General features: G+C 64.1%; 21 protein-coding genes. 2 read left to right on the top strand and 19 right to left on the bottom strand.

Features of this window, described 5'->3' with window-relative positions; all coding sequences use genetic code 11:
• Positions 1–200: 200 nt before the first annotated feature.
• From cysN to cysQ, 3 genes are read right to left on the bottom strand one after another with little or no spacing between them, the layout of a single operon-like run.
• Positions 201–2,111, bottom strand: coding sequence for a sulfate adenylyltransferase subunit CysN (gene cysN / locus V5F78_RS08760; protein ID WP_394071828.1), 1,911 nt, complete (start codon positions 2,109–2,111; stop codon positions 201–203).
• Positions 2,111–3,028 (bottom strand): sulfate adenylyltransferase subunit CysD, encoded by a 918-nt coding sequence (cysD, locus tag V5F78_RS08755; RefSeq protein ID WP_394071829.1) that lies wholly within the window; start codon positions 3,026–3,028, stop codon positions 2,111–2,113. Before cysD ends, cysN begins: the two co-directional genes overlap by 1 nt.
• Positions 3,029–3,063: 35 nt before the next feature.
• Positions 3,064–3,900 (bottom strand): 3'(2'),5'-bisphosphate nucleotidase CysQ, encoded by an 837-nt coding sequence (gene cysQ / locus V5F78_RS08750; protein WP_394071830.1) that lies wholly within the window; start codon positions 3,898–3,900, stop codon positions 3,064–3,066.
• A 220-nt stretch (positions 3,901–4,120) separates the two neighbouring features.
• Between cysQ and kdsA the strand changes: the two genes are divergently transcribed.
• Both kdsA and V5F78_RS08740 read left to right on the top strand, forming a co-directional pair.
• Positions 4,121–4,981 (top strand): 3-deoxy-8-phosphooctulonate synthase, encoded by an 861-nt coding sequence (kdsA, locus tag V5F78_RS08745; protein ID WP_394071831.1) that lies wholly within the window; start codon positions 4,121–4,123, stop codon positions 4,979–4,981.
• A gap of 143 nt (positions 4,982–5,124) precedes the next feature.
• A complete protein-coding gene (locus V5F78_RS08740) occupies positions 5,125–6,471 on the top strand; it encodes a nucleotide sugar dehydrogenase (protein WP_509276725.1) in 1,347 nt (448 codons plus the stop codon).
• Between the two features lie 376 nt (positions 6,472–6,847).
• On the opposite strand, the gene V5F78_RS08735 is transcribed toward V5F78_RS08740, so the two are convergent.
• The 16 genes from V5F78_RS08735 to V5F78_RS08660 all read right to left on the bottom strand — a co-directional run bounded on the left by V5F78_RS08735 (position 6,848) and on the right by V5F78_RS08660 (position 20,753).
• Positions 6,848–7,450, bottom strand: a complete 603-nt coding sequence (locus tag V5F78_RS08735; RefSeq protein ID WP_394071399.1) for a HupE/UreJ family protein — start codon at positions 7,448–7,450, stop codon at positions 6,848–6,850.
• A 66-nt stretch (positions 7,451–7,516) separates the two neighbouring features.
• Positions 7,517–8,584: a hydrogenase expression/formation protein HypE gene (gene hypE / locus V5F78_RS08730; RefSeq protein ID WP_394071400.1), complete on the bottom strand. Its 1,068-nt coding sequence runs from the start codon at positions 8,582–8,584 to the stop codon at positions 7,517–7,519.
• Positions 8,581–9,702 carry a hydrogenase formation protein HypD gene (gene hypD / locus V5F78_RS08725; protein WP_394071401.1) on the bottom strand — a complete coding sequence of 374 codons (1,122 nt, stop codon included), beginning with the start codon at positions 9,700–9,702 and terminating at the stop codon, positions 8,581–8,583. Before hypD ends, hypE begins: the two co-directional genes overlap by 4 nt.
• Positions 9,686–10,012, bottom strand: a complete 327-nt coding sequence (locus tag V5F78_RS08720; protein ID WP_394071402.1) for a HypC/HybG/HupF family hydrogenase formation chaperone — start codon at positions 10,010–10,012, stop codon at positions 9,686–9,688. Before V5F78_RS08720 ends, hypD begins: the two co-directional genes overlap by 17 nt.
• A 12-nt stretch (positions 10,013–10,024) precedes the next feature.
• Positions 10,025–11,485 carry a sigma-54-dependent transcriptional regulator gene (locus tag V5F78_RS08715; RefSeq protein ID WP_394071403.1) on the bottom strand — a complete coding sequence of 487 codons (1,461 nt, stop codon included), beginning with the start codon at positions 11,483–11,485 and terminating at the stop codon, positions 10,025–10,027.
• Between the two features lie 4 nt (positions 11,486–11,489).
• On the bottom strand, positions 11,490–12,443 hold the full coding sequence (gene hypB, locus V5F78_RS08710; RefSeq protein ID WP_394071404.1) for a hydrogenase nickel incorporation protein HypB: 954 nt from the start codon (positions 12,441–12,443) through the stop codon (positions 11,490–11,492).
• On the bottom strand, positions 12,443–12,784 hold the full coding sequence (gene hypA, locus V5F78_RS08705; RefSeq protein ID WP_394071405.1) for a hydrogenase maturation nickel metallochaperone HypA: 342 nt from the start codon (positions 12,782–12,784) through the stop codon (positions 12,443–12,445). The genes hypB and hypA overlap by 1 nt, the downstream gene beginning before the upstream one ends.
• 1 nt (position 12,785) lies before the next feature.
• On the bottom strand, positions 12,786–13,736 hold the full coding sequence (locus V5F78_RS08700; protein WP_394071406.1) for a nickel-dependent hydrogenase large subunit: 951 nt from the start codon (positions 13,734–13,736) through the stop codon (positions 12,786–12,788).
• Entirely contained in the window at positions 13,733–14,596 is an 864-nt protein-coding gene (locus tag V5F78_RS08695; protein WP_394071407.1) for a [NiFe]-hydrogenase assembly chaperone HybE, read from the bottom strand. Before V5F78_RS08695 ends, V5F78_RS08700 begins: the two co-directional genes overlap by 4 nt.
• A 9-nt stretch (positions 14,597–14,605) precedes the next feature.
• Positions 14,606–15,451, bottom strand: a complete 846-nt coding sequence (locus V5F78_RS08690) for a hydrogenase expression/formation protein (RefSeq protein WP_394071408.1) — start codon at positions 15,449–15,451, stop codon at positions 14,606–14,608.
• Between the two features lie 10 nt (positions 15,452–15,461).
• A complete protein-coding gene (locus V5F78_RS08685) occupies positions 15,462–15,881 on the bottom strand; it encodes a thioredoxin domain-containing protein (protein ID WP_394071409.1) in 420 nt (139 codons plus the stop codon).
• Positions 15,881–16,210 (bottom strand): HypC/HybG/HupF family hydrogenase formation chaperone, encoded by a 330-nt coding sequence (locus tag V5F78_RS08680; RefSeq protein WP_394071410.1) that lies wholly within the window; start codon positions 16,208–16,210, stop codon positions 15,881–15,883. The genes V5F78_RS08685 and V5F78_RS08680 overlap by 1 nt, the downstream gene beginning before the upstream one ends.
• A 2-nt stretch (positions 16,211–16,212) precedes the next feature.
• On the bottom strand, positions 16,213–16,836 hold the full coding sequence (locus V5F78_RS08675) for a HyaD/HybD family hydrogenase maturation endopeptidase (RefSeq protein WP_394071411.1): 624 nt from the start codon (positions 16,834–16,836) through the stop codon (positions 16,213–16,215).
• A gap of 258 nt (positions 16,837–17,094) precedes the next feature.
• The gene (cybH, locus tag V5F78_RS08670) at positions 17,095–17,847 is read right to left on the bottom strand and encodes a Ni/Fe-hydrogenase, b-type cytochrome subunit (protein ID WP_394071412.1); all 753 of its coding nucleotides are present in this window, start codon (positions 17,845–17,847) and stop codon (positions 17,095–17,097) included.
• A gap of 12 nt (positions 17,848–17,859) precedes the next feature.
• Entirely contained in the window at positions 17,860–19,674 is a 1,815-nt protein-coding gene (locus V5F78_RS08665) for a nickel-dependent hydrogenase large subunit (protein WP_394012384.1), read from the bottom strand.
• The gene (locus V5F78_RS08660; protein ID WP_394012385.1) at positions 19,671–20,753 is read right to left on the bottom strand and encodes a hydrogenase small subunit; all 1,083 of its coding nucleotides are present in this window, start codon (positions 20,751–20,753) and stop codon (positions 19,671–19,673) included. The genes V5F78_RS08665 and V5F78_RS08660 overlap by 4 nt, the downstream gene beginning before the upstream one ends.
• Between the last annotated feature and the right edge of the window lie 74 nt (positions 20,754–20,827).

Below are 20,827 nucleotides of genomic sequence, written 5' to 3'. Positions count from 1 at the left end.
GACAAGATGCAGGAATCCGATGTTCGTCTGCGCGATTCTTATCGCGGCGAGGCTGATCGTGGGGCGGGCGGCATGCGACGGTATTATTTGCCGCAGAGCCTGCCGCAGAGCCGAAAACGCCATTTAACCATTTGAAGAGACGGGGATTTTCCGCCGGCCTTTTAATCCCTCCCGCGATCCGAAGGGGCGCAACGCCGGAGCTAAATGGTCCAGTCGCCGGCATCCTCGTCGCTGTGCAAATAATCACGATCGGAAAGATAATTGAACACTTGTTCCGCCAACTCTTCAGCCGACTTTTCTCCACCCGCGAGCAGAAGTTCCGGGCTTTCTGGTGCCTCATATGGGCTGTCGATGCCGGTGAAATTGGCGATCAACCCTTGTCTTGCCTTTTTATACAAGCCCTTTGGATCGCGCTTTTCGGCCACTTCCAAGGGAGTGTCTACGAAGACTTCGATGAACTCGCCCTCACTCAAAAGTTCGCGGGCCATCTGCCGGTCCGCCCTGAACGGAGAAATGAAGGAAACCAGAACGACCATGCCAGCATCTACGAACAAACGGGCCACCTCCGCAACGCGGCGGATGTTTTCAACGCGGTCGGCATCTGTAAACCCAAGATCTTTGTTGAGCCCGTGGCGGACGTTGTCTCCATCGAGCATGTAAGTGTGGCGCCCCGCGGCATAAAGCTTCTTTTCAACCAGGGACGCGATGGTGGATTTACCCGAGCCGGACAAGCCCGTGAACCATAAGACAGCGGGCCTTTGATGCTTCAGGGTTGCCCTTGCTTCCTTCGATACGTCGAGCGCCTGCCAATGCACATTGGTCGCCCGCCGCAAGGCAAATTGCACCATCCCGGCGCCGACCGTCTGGTTGCTAAGCCGGTCGATGACGATGAAAGCGCCGGTCTCTGGAACATCCGAGAAGGCATCGAAAGACACCGCATCGCGACATGCAACATTAACAACGCCAACCTCATTCAAGGTGAGCGTTTTAGCTGCCAACTTCTGGAATGTGTTGACATCGACCTTATGCTTTATTTCCGTGAAGGTGGCGCCGAGCGTGCGGGTGCCGATCTTGATCAGATAGGGCCGGCCCGGCAGCAGCGGCTCGTCATGCATCCAGATGATCTGTGCCGCAAACTGATCCGCCCGCTCCGGCCTCTGGACCGCATCGGCAAGTATATCCCCGCGCGATACATCGACTTCATCCGCCAATGTCACTGTAACCGCTTGTCCCGCAACGGCTTCCGCTAAATCGCCATCGCGGGTGACGATGGATTTGACCTGCGTGGTGCGGCCCGAACCTGCCACCACCACGCTATCCCCCGGCCGCACGGTGCCGCTTACGATGGTGCCGGAAAAGCCGCGAAAATCCAGGTTGGGCCGGTTAACCCATTGCACAGGAAGGCGGAATGGACGGGCCACCGCCTTTTCCGCGACGTCGACATTTTCCAGGTATTCGACCAAGGCGGGGCCGTGATACCAGGGCGTATTGGCGCTGCGGGCCATGATATTGTCGCCATAGCGCGCTGAAAGCGGCACCGCCTGAAAGGTCTCGAATCCCAGCGGTTCGATGAGCCTCACATATTCAGCGACGATCTCATCGAATCGGTTCTGTGAAAACCCGACCAGATCAATCTTATTCACCGCCAAAACCACGTGACGGATACCGAGAAGCGAGACGATGAAGGAATGGCGGCGCGTCTGAGTGAGCAGACCTTGCCGCGCATCCACCAGGATCACGGCGAGATCCGAATTGGAGGCGCCGGTGGCCATGTTGCGAGTATATTGTTCATGACCGGGCGTATCGGCGACGATAAACTTGCGCCGTTCAGTATTGAAGAAGCGATAGGCAACATCAATAGTTATGCCTTGTTCGCGCTCCGCCGCCAAGCCGTCCACAAGCAATGCGAAGTCCAGTTCGTCGCCTGCGGTGCCATGCTTACGTGAATCCTTGGCAAGGGTTGCGATCTGGTCGTCGAACAACAGCTTGGTATCGTAGAGCAGACGGCCGATAAGCGTCGACTTCCCGTCATCCACGCTGCCGCAGGTGAGGAAGCGCAACAAGCTCTTGCCTTCGCTTGCGAAGAGTTCCGTAAGCGGAGCGACGTTCATCAGAAATAGCCCTCGCGCTTCTTCTTTTCCATCGAGGCGGCGTCATCGTGGTCAATCAGCCGGCCAGACCGTTCGGATGTCCGCGCCACCAGCATTTCCTGCACGATGTCTTCCAGCGTCGCCGCCGTGCTGTCGATGGCGGCGGTGAGTGGATAGCAGCCGAGCGTGCGGAAGCGGATCATGCGGTGTTCCGGCGTCTCGCCCGGCAAAAGCGGCATGCGCGCATCGTCAACCATGATCATTTGCCCATCACGCCACACTATCGGGCGCTTGGCGGCAAAATAGAGCGGCACAATGGGAATGCGTTCAGCAAGAATATATTGCCAGATATCCAGCTCGGTCCAGTTGGAGAGCGGAAATACCCGAATGGATTCGCCCGGCTTTACGCGGGCGTTGTAGAGGTTCCATAACTCCGGCCGTTGGTTCTTTGGGTCCCAGCCGTGACTGGCGGTGCGGAACGAGAATACGCGCTCCTTCGCGCGGCTCTTCTCCTCATCGCGCCGCGCGCCGCCGAAGGCCGCGTCGAAGCCGTGCCGGGTCAGCGCTTCCTTCAGCGCGTCGGTCTTCATGACGTTTGTATATAGGGAGGAACCGTGATCGAAAGGATTGATTCCCTGCGCGAGGCCTTCCTGGTTGGTATGAACCAGAAGATCGAAGCCGAGAGTCTTGGCCATCGCATCCCGGAAGGCGATCATCTCGCGAAATTTCCAGGTGGTATCGACGTGGAGCAGAGGAAAGGGCGGTTTGGACGGATAGAAAGCCTTCATCGCAAGATGAAGCATCACCGCAGAATCCTTGCCGATCGAATACAGCATCACCGGATTGCGGAATTCGGCCGCGACCTCGCGCAGGATGAAGATCGATTCGGATTCAAGACGCTGGAGATGCGTCAGTCGATTGGGCGACACGTTCGGCATTCCTTTTTGTCGCGGCGATCGGTCTCAAGAGAGACTCAGCCGCGGGCAGGGGCGGACGGAAGCCGCACCAGGTTCTGGTCGCCGTAGGCGACGAAATGGGGGTTGGCGAAGGGGGCATCTCCATTCTGAATGCACCGCCCATAGGTCAGCGGGCGCCCCTCCATGGTAGTGACCACGCCCCCCGCCGCGCGCAACACAGCATCACCGGCGGCGGTGTCCCATTCCATCGTGCGCCCGAGGCGGGGATAGAGATCGGCTTCGCCTTCCGCGACAAGGCAGAATTTCAGCGAGGAGCCCGCCGCGCGGAAGGTCTCCACCGGGAATTGACCAAGCCAGTCGGTGGTTTGCGCGCTTCCGTGGGAGCGGCTGCCGATGGCACAGAGCCGGGCAGGGGCCTCGCGGACCTTGATCGGCGCGAGCGAGGACAGATGGTCGTCACGCACGGCGCCCTTCCAGGCGCCGAAGCCGACCGCGCCGGCATACACCACGCCGAGAGCAGGGGCATAGACGACCCCCGCGCTTGGCGCGCCCTCTTCGATCAGCGCGATATTGACTGTGAATTCGCCGTTGCGCGAAACGAATTCTCTCGTTCCATCGAGGGGATCGACGAGGAAGAACCGCTTTCCCGCATGCGGAATACGCCCTGCTGCCGCTTCTTCCTCGGCGACCACCGGAATATCGGGATGGAGATCCGCCAGCCCCTTGAGAATCAAGGCCTCTGCATCGCGGTCCGCCTGCGTTACCTGCGAGGAGTCGGCCTTTTGGCTCACTGTGAAATCGGTAGCATAGATATCGAGGATGACGCGGCCGGCGCGCAGGGCCAGCGAAACAAGCTCCAAGACCAGTTCGGGAACGGGAGATACCTGAGACATGCTGCGCGCTGAAGCCAATCCTGATGACACGAAACTAATCGCCTCTTTTCCCGTTTGCAATGTGCGCGTGGGAAATTAAATATATCACATTATTTAATTGTTTATTGTGAAATGCAAACCGCGGGGTCGCAGCGGCCTGGGTCTCGTTCTGCGCACCAGACCATGCCATAACGCCGCCGCGGGACTTGGCGGACCGAGATAAGGTGCAGGAGACACGTGCGTGAGCAATGACATTGTGCCGAACGCGGTGGTTGAGGTTGGCGGCCTCAAGATTTCGAACCGGGCGCCGCTCACGCTGATCGCGGGGCCCTGCCAGATCGAAAGCCGGAACCACGTGCTGGACGTGGCGAAGGAGCTGTCGGCGATCACCAAGCGTCTCGGCATGGGACTGGTGTTCAAATCCTCATTCGACAAAGCCAACCGGACCTCGATTTCAGGCGCGCGCGGGATCGGGCTGAAGGCGGCTCTGCCGATTTTTGCGGAGATTCGCGAAACCATCGGCGCCCCGGTTTTGACCGACGTGCATGAAATCGACCAATGCGCCCCACTCGCCGAGGTGGTTGATATTCTTCAGATTCCCGCCTTTCTCTGCCGCCAGACGGACCTTCTGATCGCCGCCGCGCAGACCGGACGGGTGGTGAACGTCAAGAAGGGCCAGTTCCTGGCGCCCTGGGACATGAAGAATGTGGTGGCCAAGCTGACTCAGAGCGGCAATCCCAATGTGCTGGTGACGGAACGTGGTGTTTCGTTCGGCTACAACACACTGGTGTCGGACATGCGCGCCTTGCCCGAACTGGCGGCAACCGGCGCTCCAGTGGTATTCGATGCCACCCATTCGGTGCAGCAGCCCGGAGGGCAGGGCGGCTCCTCCGGCGGACAGCGCGAATTCGTTCCCGTTCTTGCGCGTGCGGCCGTCGCGGTGGGTGTGGCGGCGGTGTTCATCGAAACCCATCCCGACCCCGATCACGCGCCCTCGGACGGGCCGAATATGATCGCACTGCGGGATATGGAGCCATTGCTGCGCGCCCTTCAGGCGTTCGACGCTCTCGCCAAGGGCTCGCTCGTGTCCGCCCTGGCCTGAGCGCTGCGGTGCACACGGGCGCGATTGCCTGAGCGCCGGAATCGTTTAAGGAAAAACACTGTTAACCTACCGCATTGCAGCGCAAACAGGCGCGATGCCGTAAGCTCTCGGCTCTATTCGGTAAAACTGGGACATTGGCAGACATGCGCATTGCGATGATTGGGACGGGGTACGTTGGGCTTGTGTCTGGGGCCTGTTTTGCGGACTTTGGCCATCGTGTGACGTGCATCGACAAGGATGCCAAGAAGATCGCGATGCTTGAAAAGGGCGAGATCCCGATTTTCGAGCCTGGGCTGGACGAGCTTGTGCACCGCAATGTTGCGGCGGGCCGGCTGGATTTCGCGACCGACCTGACGGAGGCGGTGAAGGAGGCGCACGCGGTGTTCATCGCGGTGGGCACGCCTTCGCGGCGCGGCGACGGGCATGCGGACCTGTCCTATGTGTATGCGGCGGCGCGCGAGATCGCGGCGGCCGCGGACGGCTATACGGTTGTGGTGACCAAGTCGACGGTTCCGGTGGGCACGGGCGACGAGGTGGAGCGGGTGATCCGGGAGACGCGCCCGGATGCGGATATCTCGGTCGTGTCGAACCCGGAGTTTTTGCGCGAGGGGGCGGCGATCGAGGATTTCAAGCGTCCGGACCGGGTCGTGGTGGGCAGCGAGGAGCCGCGCGCGCGCGAGGTGATGGCGCAGGTGTATCGTCCTTTGTCGCTGAACAACCTGCCGCTTCTGTTCACCAGCCGGCGCACGTCGGAACTGATCAAATATGCCGGGAACGCGTTTTTGGCGATGAAGATCACCTTCATCAACGAGATCGCGGACCTGTGCGAGGAGGTCGGGGCGAACGTTCAGGAAGTGGCGCGCGGGATCGGGCTCGACAACCGCATCGGGGGCAAGTTCCTGCATGCGGGTCCGGGCTATGGCGGATCGTGCTTTCCGAAGGATACGCTGGCGCTGACGCGCACGGCGCAGCAGGCGGGCACGCCGCTGCGGATCATCGAGACGGTGGTTGCGGTGAATGACGTGCGCAAGCTTGCGGTTGGCAAGAAGGTGATCCGGGCGCTGGGGTCCGATCCGCGCGGGAAGACGGTGGCGGTGCTTGGTCTGACGTTCAAGCCGAACACGGACGACATGCGCGACAGCCCTGCGATCGCGATCGTGAACACGCTTCTGGACCGGGGCGTGAAGGTGCGGGCCTATGACCCGGAAGGGATGGAGGAAGCCAAGAAGGTGCTTCCCGCGGGCGTGGCCTACGGCACCGGCCCCTATGAGATTGCGGAAGGGGCGGACGCGATTGTGATCGTGACGGAATGGGATGCGTTCCGGGCGCTTGATTTTGCAAAGCTGAAGACGCTCATGACGCAGCCGGTGCTGGTGGATCTGCGCAACATCTACCGTCCCGACGAGATGGCCGAGCTCGGCTTCACCTACGACAGCGTAGGCCGGCCAGCATGGCAGGCGGGCTCTGGGGTCACCAAGGCCGCCGAGTGAACCGCGCCTGCCGGTTACGCAAATAGCGCGTCGTCCGCCTGCAACATAAGCGGGCGGACGACAACGCTCCGTCTTTCGAACATTCAGAATAGACGCCGGGGCAGGGCTGCTGCGCGGACCTCTTCGACATGGCACGTGGAACGCCGTCGTCAGGCACCTGACCCGCGTACATTGGGCGAAACGCCTTGATAGAAAAATCGCAGAAGAGATATTATGGAACTATTTTCCATCCTGCCCGGGCATGAACCGCGCACCTGGGCCTGCTTTAGCTCCGCCAGCCAGACCAACTTGCACCCACGGGGGCATTCGCTCCGAAGGAAAAGCCGGCGACGCACGCATGGCGACGCCGGCCTTGCTCCCGTCGGAGCGTCTTCGTTCAAAGCGCGCCGGTCAGGAGCGCTACGCCCGCCAGTGAAATGGCGGCACCCGCACCACGTACGAAGGCGCGACCCGAGGTCTCGCCGAGCCGGCCAATGGCAAAGCCAAGGCCGAGTCCGGAGACATGCAGCAATGCGGTGCCCAGCATGAAACCGAATCCATAGGACAGGCCGCCGGCATTCTCGGGCATTTCGGCGCCGTGGGCGTGGCCATGGAACACGGCAAACATGCCGACAAGACCCATGGCGAAAGCCAGCGGTGCCTTGACGCCCATCGCGACTGCGGCTCCGAGAACCACCACCGACAAGGCGATGCCCGTCTCTACGTAAGGCAGGTCGAAGCCGCTCATGCCCAGGGCGCCGCCGACCGCCATCAAGCTCACGAAGCTGAGAGGCAGCAACCAGATGGCGCGCCCGCCCATCTGCCAGGCCAGAATGCCGACGGTGACCATGGCCAGCACATGGTCGAGGCCGGTCACGGGATGCATGAAGCCGTGCACGAAGCCGTGCGTGGCGCCGACGCCGGTATGGGCGAAGGCTAGAGAAGGCGCCAGCGCCATGGCGCTGGCGATTGCGAGGACACGAAAGGCGGGACGAGTCATAAAGCCACTCTCCTGAAGGACGGGTTCATCTTTGGTGGATGGGTCGCAACGCACAAGTCATCAAGCTCAACAGATCCGGGGCAATTGATCGCCCACCAGCATGTCCACGATGCGCTCGCCGCCGAAGCGCGTTTCCATCACGACGCGGCCGGGTCGTTCCGCCACAATTGTGCCGATGGCGACAGCCCCCTGCCCCAGCGGATGCACACGCCATGCCGAAAGCGCAGCCGCGGCCTCCTCGGCTGGCACCACCGCAATCAGCTTGCCTTCATTGGCGAGGTAGAGCGGGTCGAGGCCAAGAATCTCGCAGAAGCCATTCACCTCGGGGCGGATCGGTAGATCCGTTTCACGCACCCGCACGCCCACCGCGCTCGCCTCGGCCAACTCATTGAGCACGGCCGCCGCGCCGCCGCGCGTGGCGTCCCGCATCATCCGAACGCCCGGCGCCGCTGTGATCAGAACATCCACAAGCTCGTGCAACGGCGCGCAATCGCTAGCGATCGTGGTCTCAAGTGCAAGATCGCCGCGGGCATTCAAGATGGCCGCCCCGTGGTCGCCGAGCAGGCCGTTTACCAGTACCACGTCACCGGGCCGCGCACGGTCGATGCCCACATGGAGGCCGGTCCGCACCACGCCGATGCCGGTGGTGGTGATGAAAAGCTTATCGCATGCCCCGCGCGCGACCACCTTCGTGTCTCCGGTGACGATGGAGACACCGGCCGCCGCCGCCGTGCGTGCCATGGAGGCCACAACGGCACGCAGGGTCTCGACCGGCAATCCTTCCTCGATGATGACAGCACACGACAGCGCCACCGGGCGCGCTCCGCCCACGGCGAGATCGTTCACCGTGCCGCAGACGGCGAGGGTGCCGATGTCGCCGCCAGGGAAGAACAGGGGATCGACGACGAAGGAATCAGTGGTGAAAGCCAGCCGGTCGCCCAGCGCGGCCAGCGCCGTCAGGTCGAACCGCGCCTGATCCTCCGGGGCGGGGTGCCCTGCCCCGGCGAAGGTCTCCAGAAACACATCCTCGATGAGATCGCGCATGGCCGTGCCGCCGCCGCCATGGGCCAGCGTCACGGTGGCCTGCGTCACGCGGCGGGGCCGGCGCACGGGCCGGTCAAAAGGAATGTTCATGCCGCCCCCTTCATGCCGCCATATTGATAATAGGCCGCGCATGCGCCTTCGGAGGAAACCATCAGCGCGCCGAGCGGCATTTCAGGCGTGCAACCGGTACCGAAGACGGGGCAGGCCCAGGGCTTCACGGCCCCGGTGAGTACCTCTCCGCAGCGGCAGGCGGCGGGATCGGCGACCTTCACATCCGGCACGGCGAAACGGCGTTCGGCATCGAACCGGGCATAGGGTTCACGCAGCCGCACCCCCGATTCGGCGATGGAACCGAGCCCGCGCCATTCGAACGTGGGGCGGGTCTCATATACTTCCGTGACGGCGGCGAGGGCGGCGGGATTGCCCCGGTCCGGAACCACGCGGGCATATTGATTCTCGATCCGCGCCTCGCCCGCCGCGAGCTGCCGCAGCACCATCAGGAGAGATTGCAGCAGGTCGATCGGCTCGAACCCCGCCACCACCAGCGGCCGGTGAAATTCCTCGGCGATGAAGCGATAGGGCTCCGTGCCGATGACCATGGAGACATGGCCCGGCCCGATGAAGCCGTCGATGCCGAAGTCCGGCTGCTCCAGCAAGGCCCGCAAGGTCGGGATGATGGTGATGTGATTGCAGAACAAGAAAAAATTGGAGATGTTCTCGCGCGCGGCGCGCAGCACGGTCAGAGCCGTTGAAGGCATGGTGGTTTCAAACCCAAGGCCGAAGAACACCACCTCGCGGCCTGGATTGCGCCGCGCCAGCTCCAGCGCATCAAGCGGCGAATAGACCATGCGCACGTCGGCGCCGTCCGCCTTTGCCTGGAGCAGGCTCTTGCGCGAGCCCGGCACGCGCATGGCATCGCCGAAGGTGGCGAAGATCACCTCCGGCCGCTCCGCGATGGCGACGCAATCATCTACCCGCCCCATGGGCAGGACGCAGACCGGACATCCCGGTCCGTGCACGAATTCGATGATATCGGGCAGCAGTCCTTCCAGCCCGTAGCGGAAAATGGCGTGGGTGTGCCCCCCGCACACCTCCATGACGGCGACCGGATTGGTACGTCCCCGCTCCAGGCGCGCCGCAAGCGTGCCGATCTCCCGTATCAGTCCGGTTGCGAGGGCCGGATCGCGGAATTCACTGACGAAACGCATGATCGCCCCCTGCCCTGCCCGTGCCTGCGGGTTCGACGCTGCCGGTGCGCATCGCGTCCATCTCCGCGTCCATCTCGCCGATCTCGGCGAGCACCTTCAGCGTGGCTGCGGCTTCCGCCTCGTCGATCCGGCTCATGGCGAAGCCCACATGCACCAGCACCCAGACGCCAATCAGCGCGTCCAGCGGCGCGCCCGGTTCTGCAACGCAGACGACGTCGACGCTGCGGCGGACGCCGGAAACATCCACGATCGCCAACATTGCGTCCGCGTCGGCAATGGCGACGATCCGACCGGGAATCCCGAGGCACATGGGTTCGTCTCCTTAATGGCGTGCGAAGGTGCGACCGCGGGCGATCCCGTAGCGGTCGATCTTCGCCCTCAGGCCAACGCGGGACAGGCCGAGTTCCTCGGCCGCCCGGCTCTTGTTCCAGCGACAGCGCACGAGCGTTTCCATGAGGATGGAGGCTTCGATGCGCTCGATGCGGTCTTTCAGCAGGCCGCCGTCGGGCAGCGCGATCTGCTGGGACGCGCCTTCGGGCGCAGCGGCGGCGCGCACCACATGGGGCGAGAGCAGATCGGCACCGAGCTCTGGTCCGGTGGACAGAACCAGCATGCGCAGCACCTCATTCTGCATCTCGCGCACATTTCCGGGCCAGTCATAGGCCTCGATGCAGGCGAGCGCTTCGTCGGTAAAGCCCTTCACGCTCTTGCTGTGGAGATTGCAGAGGCCGTCGAGAATGGCCGTGGCCAGCACCCGCAGATCATTGCGTCGCGCGCGCAGGGTCGGCATCATCAACGCCATCGCCGAGAGGCGGTAGTAAAGATCCTCACGGAACCGGCCGCCGGCGATCTCCTGCGTGAGGTCGCGATGGGTCGCCGCCAGCACCCGGACATTCACGAGCTTGGAGTCGTTGGAGCCGACAGGCCGGATCTCTCCCTCCTGCAGAAAACGCAGGAGCTTCACCTGAAATGCAGGCGAAACATCGCCGATCTCGTCCAGAAGAATGGTGCCGCCGTCCGCTTCGTCCAGCAATCCGATACGCGTGGTGTGAGCGCCGGTGAAAGCGCCCTTCTTGTGCCCGAACAATTCGGATTCGAGCAATTCGTCCGGAATAGCTCCGCAATTGACCGCAAAGAACGGGCGCTCCGACCGTAGGCTGGAATAATGGATCGCCCGCGCGAGCAGTTCCTTGCCGGTTCCGGTCTCGCCCTGGATCAGCACCGGCACGTCGAACACGGCCACCTGGGCCGCGCGCCGGCAGGTCTCGTTTAACGGGCTGTCGGGGCTGCGGATCAAGGTGTCGAAATGGAAGTTCCGCGCCACGCGCTCGTGCTGGGCCGCAAGACGGGCCTGCGCCGCCGGGGCGGCGAGCTTCAGTTCCAGCGAGAGGCGATGATGGTCGCGCTGCAGAGCGAACAGATGGGCGGCATTGCGGGCCACCAGCAACAATTGGTCGGGATGCCAGGGCTTGGTGATATATTGATAGATGCCGGCGCCGTTGATCGCCCCGATCATGTCTTCCGGCTCAGTATAGCCGGTGACGATGACGCGGACAATTTCCGGCCAGCGCTCCCGAACCTCGGTCAAGAACGTGACGCCCGACACCTCCGGCATGCGCTGATCGCAGAAGACCGCCTGGATCCACTCGCTTTCCAGGATGCGCCGCGCCTCCGCCGCGCCGAGGGCGGTGAAGACCTCGAATTCCTCGCCGAGCACGCGCGCCATCACCTCCACCGAGCGTGGCTCATCGTCCACCAGAAGAAGGGCGGGGCGGGTGCTCACCCCCCTACTCCGCCGCCGTATGGACGGCACCGCGCAGCGCCTGTGCCCGCTGATCGGCGGCCCGCGCCAGCTCCTCCAGCCGCGCCCGCCGCCCGTCCTCAAGCCAAGCCAGCCATTCCGCAAATCCAGCGCCGGAGCGCGAGGAAAGGGTGATCACCCGTGCCGTGGGATTGATGCGCGCGACATTTCCGGCGATGGCGGCGAAATCCACGTCCAGATGCGGCAGCAGGTCGGCCTTGGTCAGCAGAACCAGATCTGCACCCTCGAAGATATCCGGATATTTCAGTGGCTTATCCTCGCCCTCGGTCACCGAGAGGAGGGTGATGCGCTTGTCCTCGCCGAGATCGAAGGCCGCCGGGCAGACCAGATTGCCAACGTTCTCGATGAAGAGAATTCCGCCCGCGGGAAGCGGCAGCCGGTCCAGCGCATGGCCGACCATGTGCGCGTCCAGGTGACAGCCCTTCCCGGTGTTGATCTGGACCGCGGGGAATCCGACTGCACGGATCCGCTCGGCATCGTTCGCGGTCTGCTGGTCGCCCTCGATGACGGCAGCGGGAACGCGGCCGGCGAGCGCTTTCAGGGTCTCGACCAGCAGCGTCGTCTTGCCGGCGCCAGGACCCGCGAGCAGGTTCAGGGCGAAAACCCCGTCCGCGGCGAGCCGAACGCGGTTCTGTGCCGCGAACCCGTCGTTCTTGGCCAGGATGTTCTGCTCGATCTCCACCATGCGGCGCGCATCAAGGCCGGGCGCGTGGCTGTGCTGCGGTTGCTCGGGTGCGCCGGCATCGGGTGAATGCCCGTGGGAATGGGCATGGGAGTGCCCGTGTGTGTGCCCGTGATGGTGCGCCCCGTCATGGGAAGCAGACTCATGAGAATGGGAATGGGCGCCCTGCCCCGCCTGCACGGCATCGGGACCGGACAGGGTGACGGCATCGGAGCCACAACCGCAGGCGACGCACATCACACGACCTCCAGGTCTTTGATTTTCATCTCGGTGCCGCCGTTGGGCAGCAGCCGTTCACCGCCGCAAACCGGGCAGGGATCGAGCCGGCCGGCGAGTGGCACCGTGGTTCCGCAGGCGAAGCACCAGGCGGTTCCGCTCTCGGTGATCATCACCAGTTCGGCGCCTTCGGCGAGCGACCCGCGCATCACAACGTCGAAGCCGAAGCGCAAAGCCTCGGGCTCAACGCCCGCAAACGCACCGATCGCAAGGCGCACCCTCGTGACGCGCGAAAAATTCTGCGTCCGCGCTGCGTCTTCCATCGCGCTCCGCAGGCTCTCGCATAACGCCATCTCATGCATGTCATGCCTCCGGAGCAAAATGGAGGGCCAGCGGAACACAGGGATTGACCGCGCATTCGGCAATCCGCGCCAGCATCTGCGCCTCGCGCCGCGCCGGCAAGGCCGCGAGCATCTGGGCGAACAGGCCTCCCGGCGCCAGATTCCACGCGCTGGGCGTGCGGACCCTATAGGCGAGCACACGGCCGTCCTTCACCTTCGCCTGGTGAACGAGGATCCCTCGCGACGCCTGCGCATAGCCGATCCCTGCCCCGGCTTTCCCATGAAGTTGCGCGGTGCCGCCGCCCATCGCCATCCAAGACAGATCCACGATTCGCGCGAGCAGGCGGACGAACAGGCTTGCCCCTTCCTCCCGCAGCAGCGCACGAATGACGGGCGCGGCACGCACGCGCCCGAGGGCTGTGGCCTCCCATCGGGGCGAGGGTGCCTGTTCGAGCAGGTCGGTATCGAGGGCTTCCGTCTCCAGGTCCCGAAGGGCGACCCGCCCCCATGCCGGGTCCAGGCGCTCACGCAGGTCACGCAGCAGGCATGCGGCCGGCGTTGCGCCGCGGGCCAGCCAGGATGCCAGATGGGCACTGGAGAATTCCGGCAGGTTGTCCCCGCCGCACACATGGCGGACGATCTCGTTCGGCGCGCCGTGCCCGAGCAATGCAAGGCCGTCGCGGTCCGTCGCGGCACCGAGCACGCTTGGCCATAGGTGAAACAGCGCCACCCCATGGTCGCGCACGGTTTCGGCTTGCATCGCCGAGGCGTTGCCGGCGTCTGACATGCCAAGCGCATGGCTTGCGGCCGCGCGATGGGCGGCCGCGCAGAGATTGAACAGGCGCGGCAACAGCTCCAGCGCGTCGTCCACGCGCCGGCCGACCAGCAGCGGCTCGGGATCGAGCATCGGCGCGCTGGTAAAGTGCCAGCCCGCCGCGACACCGGGCCGCGTGATGGTCAAGGTTTCGGTCATGCCGGCTCCGATGCCGGGCGCGCGCCGGCGGCGCCGCCGAAGATCAGCTCGCGGCGCGTCGGTTGGGGCGAGAGGGCGCGCCGTTGCTCCGCAGCGTCCCCCGGAGCGCCTTCACCGCCCGAAGCTTCCGCAGCCTCGAGAGCCGCCAATTCCTCGGTACGGCGACGGCGAATTTCGGCCGTGGGCGCACCTTCTTCGCGGTGCGCGGGATCAAGCAATGCGATCAACGCCGCCGTGGCGGTTTCCGTGGCCTGGAGCATCGAGGTGAAGTCGAACATGGGCGAAAACAGCGAGCAGGCCTTGTAGGGGCCGGTTTCCGGCCGGTTTGCGCCGAGAAACTCGTACCAGCCCGAGGGAAACGCGATCAGTTCCTTCGTTCCGGTGGCAAGGCGGCTCCAGTCCTCTTCCGGGCCGGGCAGCAGGACAAGGTTCATGAACCAAGGCGTGACCAGCATGCCGAGCACCCGCCCTTCGTAGACGCGGAACCCGACGGCCTTCACCGAGAGCGTCTCATTGACGATCGGCACGCCCCGCATCTGCCCCGCGTGAATCTCGCGGAACGCGGCTTCCAGGCGCGGCGGCACGGTGCGGACGATCTCCTCCAGGCGCGGATCGACAGCCGGCGCGGGCGCGGCGGCGATCCCCTCGCCCTGGTCGAGCACCATGAATTGTTCGCGGTCGCCATCGCACACCGGGCAGCGCCAGTGATCCGGCAAGTCCACGAAAGGAGTACCGGCGGGGACCTGCCACGTCTCGCACCCCTCAGCGGGGTCATAGACGTGCCAGCACACCTTGCACTCCAGGCGGGTCTTCGGATCTAGCCCGCCATTCGCCCCGCGAAACGAACCTTCAAACCGCATGATCGGTCCTCATCGCATGGCCCCGAGCACTTCGCTCAGCCGTTCGGCGGAATCGGCGATGTCTTCCGGGGCAGCGCAGGCCACCTCCGGCAGATCGGTGATCTCGAGCGTGTCGAGGATGAGCATGTCGGTGGAATTGTAATACCGCACACGCCAGACATCGCGCCGTGCTGCCGCCTCGATCCGGCAATTGCCGTAGCCACGGGACAGAATGGTGAGGCCGCCGATGCCGACCGCGGCGTCGATAAGCGCGAGATCCTCGGGCGTGTGCGGCAGCAGGGAAAAATTGATGACATGGGCCGGAGTGCCCGGCGCGCGGCCTTCGGTGCGATGGGCAATCTCGGCGATGATCGGCGGCGCGTTGACGACGCCGGAACGCGGCCGGGCGGTGTCGGCGAGATCAATCTCCCACCGCGTGGGAAAGGCACGCAGAAGGGCGCCGCGCGGAAACGCCCCGACCTCGATCCGGTCCACCCCTTCCGCGCCGCGCACCCGCCAGACGCCGGCGAAGGTCGCCTCCTGGATTTCCAGGGGCGCACCGCCGCCGCTGACCCGGACGGCAACCTCCCCCTCGCCCAGCGCCTCGTCGATCAGCCGCCGGTTCGCCGCATCGAAGCCCGCCAGCGAGACGCTCGCATGCCCGCCTGGCTCCCAGGTCTCCAAAGCCCGCTGAACCTCCTCCAGTGCGGCGAAGGCTGGCGCGTGGCGGTCCTTATCGTCGACCTCGGGGAGATGGGGTTCATAGACCCGCATCCCCGAAGGCATCGGTAGATAGGCGAGGCCGTCTGCGCCCTCGGTCTGGCTGCCGGGGCCAAAGCCGATGGGCGGGTGGGCAGCGATGGGAAGCGAAGCCATTCCTCGATCCTCAATGGGTCACGCAGGCATCGGCTAGCACCGTGCCGAGGCGGGTGAGATATTCGTCCCAGTCGCGCATGCGGGCGATCGACCCGATCGGCTCCCCGTCGCGCAGCACCACGATGGCCGGCAAGGCCAGGGCCATGGCTTCGCGCAAGATACGTTCGATGGCGGGTCCCGCCACCGCGCCGGTAAGGGGGCGGTGCCCACAATCCAGTGCCCGCACCAATTCGGGGAGCACCGCCGCGATGTCGGGCGTCTCCATGTGCGATTTTCCGTGCGCCGGCAGGAACAGCAGCCGGTCGCGCGGATCGGTGCCGAGATCCTCCGGCGCGTCCACATAGGCATAGCCGTGGCTGGTGATGAGCCGCTCGACCAGGGGATGGAGCGCCGTCACCGCGGCAGGGAGAGGGAATGCGATTTCGGGCATCAGGCTTCCTTTCGGCCGGCGGCAAGGGCGGCGGCAAGATGCGGCGGCAATTGCGGTTCCCGATCGAGATCGGCGAATGCCGCATCCAGCAGCGCGGCCGGACCGCTACCTGTGATGACAGCGGAAAGGGCGGCGAGCGCATCGGCGATCAGGCGCGCCTCGCGCCCATCCAAGACGCGCCGGGCCGCGCCCAGGAAGACAAGGACGTGGTCGCCGACACCAGCTTGCGGCACCAGGGACAGGTCGACCCGCTCCAGGCCTGCCTCGCTTTCGCATCGGGCGAAGTCACCGGAGCGTTCAAGAATGCGCATGGGAATGCCGACGCACATTTTCAGGCCCCCTCGCTTCTGAGGACGAGGACGCGTTCATCGCCGATGCGGCAGGCGTCCTCCGCGCTGGGGCGACCGGATTCATAGGCGTAGCGGGCGACTGGCGGGGCGAGCACCGCATCGTCGGCCTGGGTGCGCGGCGTGAGCGTGACGCCGAATGCGTCGTGCAGCAACGTCACCACGTGCGCGGCTGCGGGCGCCACCTGCGCCGCGACCACATCGGTCAGGCCGCCGCCGTAATCATCCAGCGTGTGGGGCTGCACCCCCACCAGACGCAGGATGCGGGGCGCGCAACCGCGCAATTGAAGCAAGGCTAGGACTTCCTGGAAGCCGGTCTGGTGCAGGCTCACCTTGCGCGCGCCGAGCACCGCGGGAACCTCCTCATCGCTGAGCAGATGCAAGGTGCCCGGAGGAAGGCCGTAATCGACCGCATCGACGATCACCACGATGTCGGCGTCTTCCAGATATGGAAGCAGATAGAGACCCTGGGTGCCACCATCCAGCAGCGTGACGGCGTCGGGCATCACGAAGTCGCGGTCGATGGCCTCGACGACCCGTACGCCGAACCCTTCATCCGCCCACAGGATGTTGCCAATTCCAAGCACGAGGATGCGATCGTCGGCCATGCGACGCCTTTCTCCCTGGAACGCTCCCGATGCGGTCTGCCGCCGCGGTTTTTCGAGTTGGTCTAATACAAGACCCGTGCCATCGCTTTGCCGGATCGCAAATCGAGCGGCGGCAAGGCCCGGCCCCCGCTTATGGCTTCGCCGTTTTCGGCGGTCTGTATGTTATGCTTCCACTTGTGTCTCGATTTGGAAAGATAGCTTCCAAATACAAAAAGGCGCGGCAAAAGCCGCGCCTTCAGGAGGGCCGTAACGGACGCACTATTCGGGGTCGTCGTCACGGAACGAGCGGTAGCCATTGGTGATGGCCGAGACCATGCTCTGGCGGGACATGATGTCCTCCCGGATCACGGAATAGACGTGGATGATCACGAACACGATGAACACCCACATGCCGAGGTGGTGAAGGGTGTGCACGTTCATGCTTCCACCCAGAGCGGGGATGATCCAGCCGAACAGCCGATCCTGCCAGCTGCCCAGCCCCTCCCCCTCGGAATAAAGGGCGAACCCGGTTCCGATCATGAACAGGCCGCCCACCACCATCACCCAGAACATGAACAATTGGGCAAGCGGATTATGCCCGACGAACTTCAGCGGGCGCGGCTTGAGGAAGGCATACCATTTCACCTCGATGAACAAGCCGCGCCAGAAGCTCGCCTTCCAGAACGGAAAGGTGAAAAGCTCACGCGCATATTGATTGCCCACCAGCGCCCACAAAGCCCGGCCGATGAAACCGACGGCGAAGATATAGGCGGCCGAGAAATGCAGGAAGCGGATGGTACCCATCATGTAATGGGCGCTCGCCTCGCCCGACAGCGTGGGCAGCGGTGAGCCGATGAGATAGCCGGTGACGCACAGCACCAGTATCGAAAGCGCATTGACCCAATGCCATAGGCGTACCGGCGCCTCATAGACATAGACGGTGGTCAGTTTCCGCACTTCGCCGGCCGGCGGCGGAGCGCCCGCCGAGGCAGCGTTAGGGGGCGCTCCGCCGCCGAGGGACAGATCGGTCATTGTCCCCTCCCCTTAGCGGACGGTGACGCGGGCAAGTTCCTCGCCGCCCGGCGCCAGCACATGGGTGGAGCAGGCGAGGCACGGGTCGAACGAATGGAGCGTCCGCAGGATCTCCACGGGCTCGTCCGGCCGTTCCATGGGCGTGTTCAGAAGCGAGGCCTCGAACGCGCCGATATTGCCCTTCGGATCGCGCGGGCCGCCATTCCATGTGGTTGGGACGACGCACTGGTAGTTCTCGATACGGCCGTCCTTGATCTTGATCCAGTGCCCAAGACCACCGCGCGGCGCGGCAACGGTCCCCACGCCCTTGGCTTCCTTCGGCCAGGTGGCCGGGTCCCATTTCTCCACATTGGCGGTGGTGCTGTCGCCGGCCTTGATGTTGGCGATCAGATTGTCGAAATCGGTCAGCATCATCTCGGCGCAATAATGCGCCTCGAGTGCGCGAGCGAGCGTCCGGCCAATGGTGGTGGGAAGCGCCTGCTTCGGCGTGAGGTTCGTGCCGGCCAGCGTGTTGAAGCGGCCGAGCGCCTCGTCCACCTGCCCCTTCACGTAATCCACCCCATGGGCATAGGCGAGGGTGTAGCGGGCGAGCGGGCCGACCTCGCACGCATTGCCCTTCCAGCGCGGCGCTTTGATCCAGGAATATTTCGCCGCTTCGTCCACGGCTTCGATGTTGGTTTTGGTGCCCTTGGCGGCAGGGCCGAGCTGGTAGTTCGGCTCCGTGACGCCGTCCCAGGGGTGCAGGCCCTTGTCGTTGTTGCCCGCGCCGTAGGTGTACCAGGAATGGGTGACGAACTCCTGCACCTGCTCGGGGTCGCGCGGGTCGATGGGGTGAATCTCGTTCCAATTTCCGTTCAGGATCACGCCGCCCGGCAGACGGTCCGTGGATTTCTTGCCCTGGATGGCTTCGTAATCGCCATAATCCATCACGTTGGTGGCCGAAAGTCCGCCGCCATAGAGCCAGCCCTTGTAATAGCTGGCGATGGCGATCACGTCCGGGACATAGACGTTCTTGGAGAATTCATAGGCTTCCTGAAGCTTCAGCTTCACGAAGTTCAACCGCTCCATGTTCAGCGGCGCACCGGCCGACATGTCGCCTTCCATGTTGATGGCGCAGGGCACGCCGCCCACCATGTAGTTCGGATGCGGGTTCTTGCCGCCGAAGATGGTGTGGACCTTGACGATCTCGCGCTGGAAATCGAGCGCCTCGAGATAATGCGTCACCGCCAGGAGATCCGCCTCGGGCGGCAGGAGATAGGCTGGATTGTCCCAATAGCCGTTCTTGAAGATGCCGAGCTGGCCGCTCTCGACGAATTTCTTTAGCCGGTTCTGCACGTCCCGGAAATAGCCGGGCGAGGATTTGGAATGGTCGGAAATCGCCTGCTGAAGCGCCGACGTCGCCTTCGGGTCGGCTTTTAGGGCATTGACCGGGTTCACCCAGTCGAGCGCATGCAAATGGTAGAAATGCACGACGTGATCATGCCATTGCAGCACCTTGGCCATGATCTCGCGGATCAGGAAGGCGTTGTTGGGGATTTTGATCTGTAACGCATCTTCCACAGCGCGCACCGAGGTGAGCGCATGGCAGCCCGTGCAAACGCCGCAGATGCGCTCCACGAACGCCCAGGCGTCGCGCGGATCGCGGCCCTTGAGAATGACCTCCAGCCCGCGCCACATGGTACCGGTGGAGACCGCGTTGCGGATCACGTTGTTGGCGTCCACATTCACTTCGCAGCGCATGTGTCCTTCGATGCGGGTGACCGGATCGACGACGATGCGACGCCCGGCGGTGTCGAGCGAAAAGCCGTTGGGGGTCTGAATGGTCACTTGGCGTCTCCCTTATGCTGGGCGCGCTTCAGGGCGCTGACCGCTGCGTGCACCGCCACGGCGCCGCCCACGACGCCCGCAGCCGCGAGCCCGATCTGATCCGCATTGGCTTCCACACCGAAGCCCTTGCCATTGATGTCCGCGAGGCGCGCGTACCAGGAACCCTTGTCCCAGAAGCCGTCCTCGGAGCAGCCGATGCAGCCGTGCCCCGCCTGGATCGGGAAGGAGACGCCGTCGTTCCAGCGCACGGTCGAGCATGCGTTGTAGGTGGTCGGGCCCTTGCAGCCCATTTTGTAGAGGCAATAGCCTTTGCGGGCGCCCTCATCGTCGAACTTCTCGACATATTGGCCGGCGTCGAAATGCGGGCGCCGATAGCATTTGTCGTGGATGCGCTGGGAATAAAACATCTTGGGCCGGCCCTGGCGGTCCAGTTCCGGGATGCGATCGAAGGTGAGCATGTAGGTGATGACGCCGGTCATCACCTCGGCGATGGGCGGGCAGCCCGGCACCTTGATGATGGGCTTGTCGAAGATCACCTCGTGCACCGGCGTTGCGCGGGTGGGGTTCGGCCGCGCCGCCTGCACGCAGCCATAGGAGGCGCATGAGCCCCAGGAGATGATGGCCTTCGCGTCCTTGGCCACCTTCTTCAACTGGTCCACAAACGGCTTGCCGCCGATGATGCAATACATGCCGTCTTCATTGAGCGGCGGATTGCCCTCCACGGCGAGGATGTAATTGCCCTTATATTTGGTCATCACCTCGTCGAGGATGGCTTCCGCCTGGTGGCCGGCCGACGCCATGAGCGTGTCGTCATAGTCCAGCGAGATCATGGAGAGCACCACATCCTTCACGAGCGGATGTGCGGAGCGGATGAAGCTCTCCGAGCAGCAGGTGCATTCCAGGCCGTGCAGCCACAGCACCGGAAGGCGGGGCTTGGTTTCCATCGCATGGGCGATCTGCGGCGCGAGTTCCGGGCCGAGGCCGAGCGCGGCGGCGGTGAGCGAGCAATATTTCAAAAACGAGCGGCGGGTGATGCCCTGCCGCCGCATGACATCATAAAAGGTTTCGAGGCCGACCATGCGGCGTCCCTCCTGGTGGTGCTCTCACGCCTTCGCGTCGAGGCGATGCGCTCAAGCTCCCTCAGCAACCCGCG

This window comes from Roseixanthobacter glucoisosaccharinicivorans (assembly GCF_043195095.2).
GTDB lineage: Bacteria > Pseudomonadota > Alphaproteobacteria > Rhizobiales > Xanthobacteraceae > NCEH01.
The sequence above is the reverse complement of the archived record's forward strand: the minus strand, read 5'-3'. Positions and strand labels throughout refer to the sequence as shown.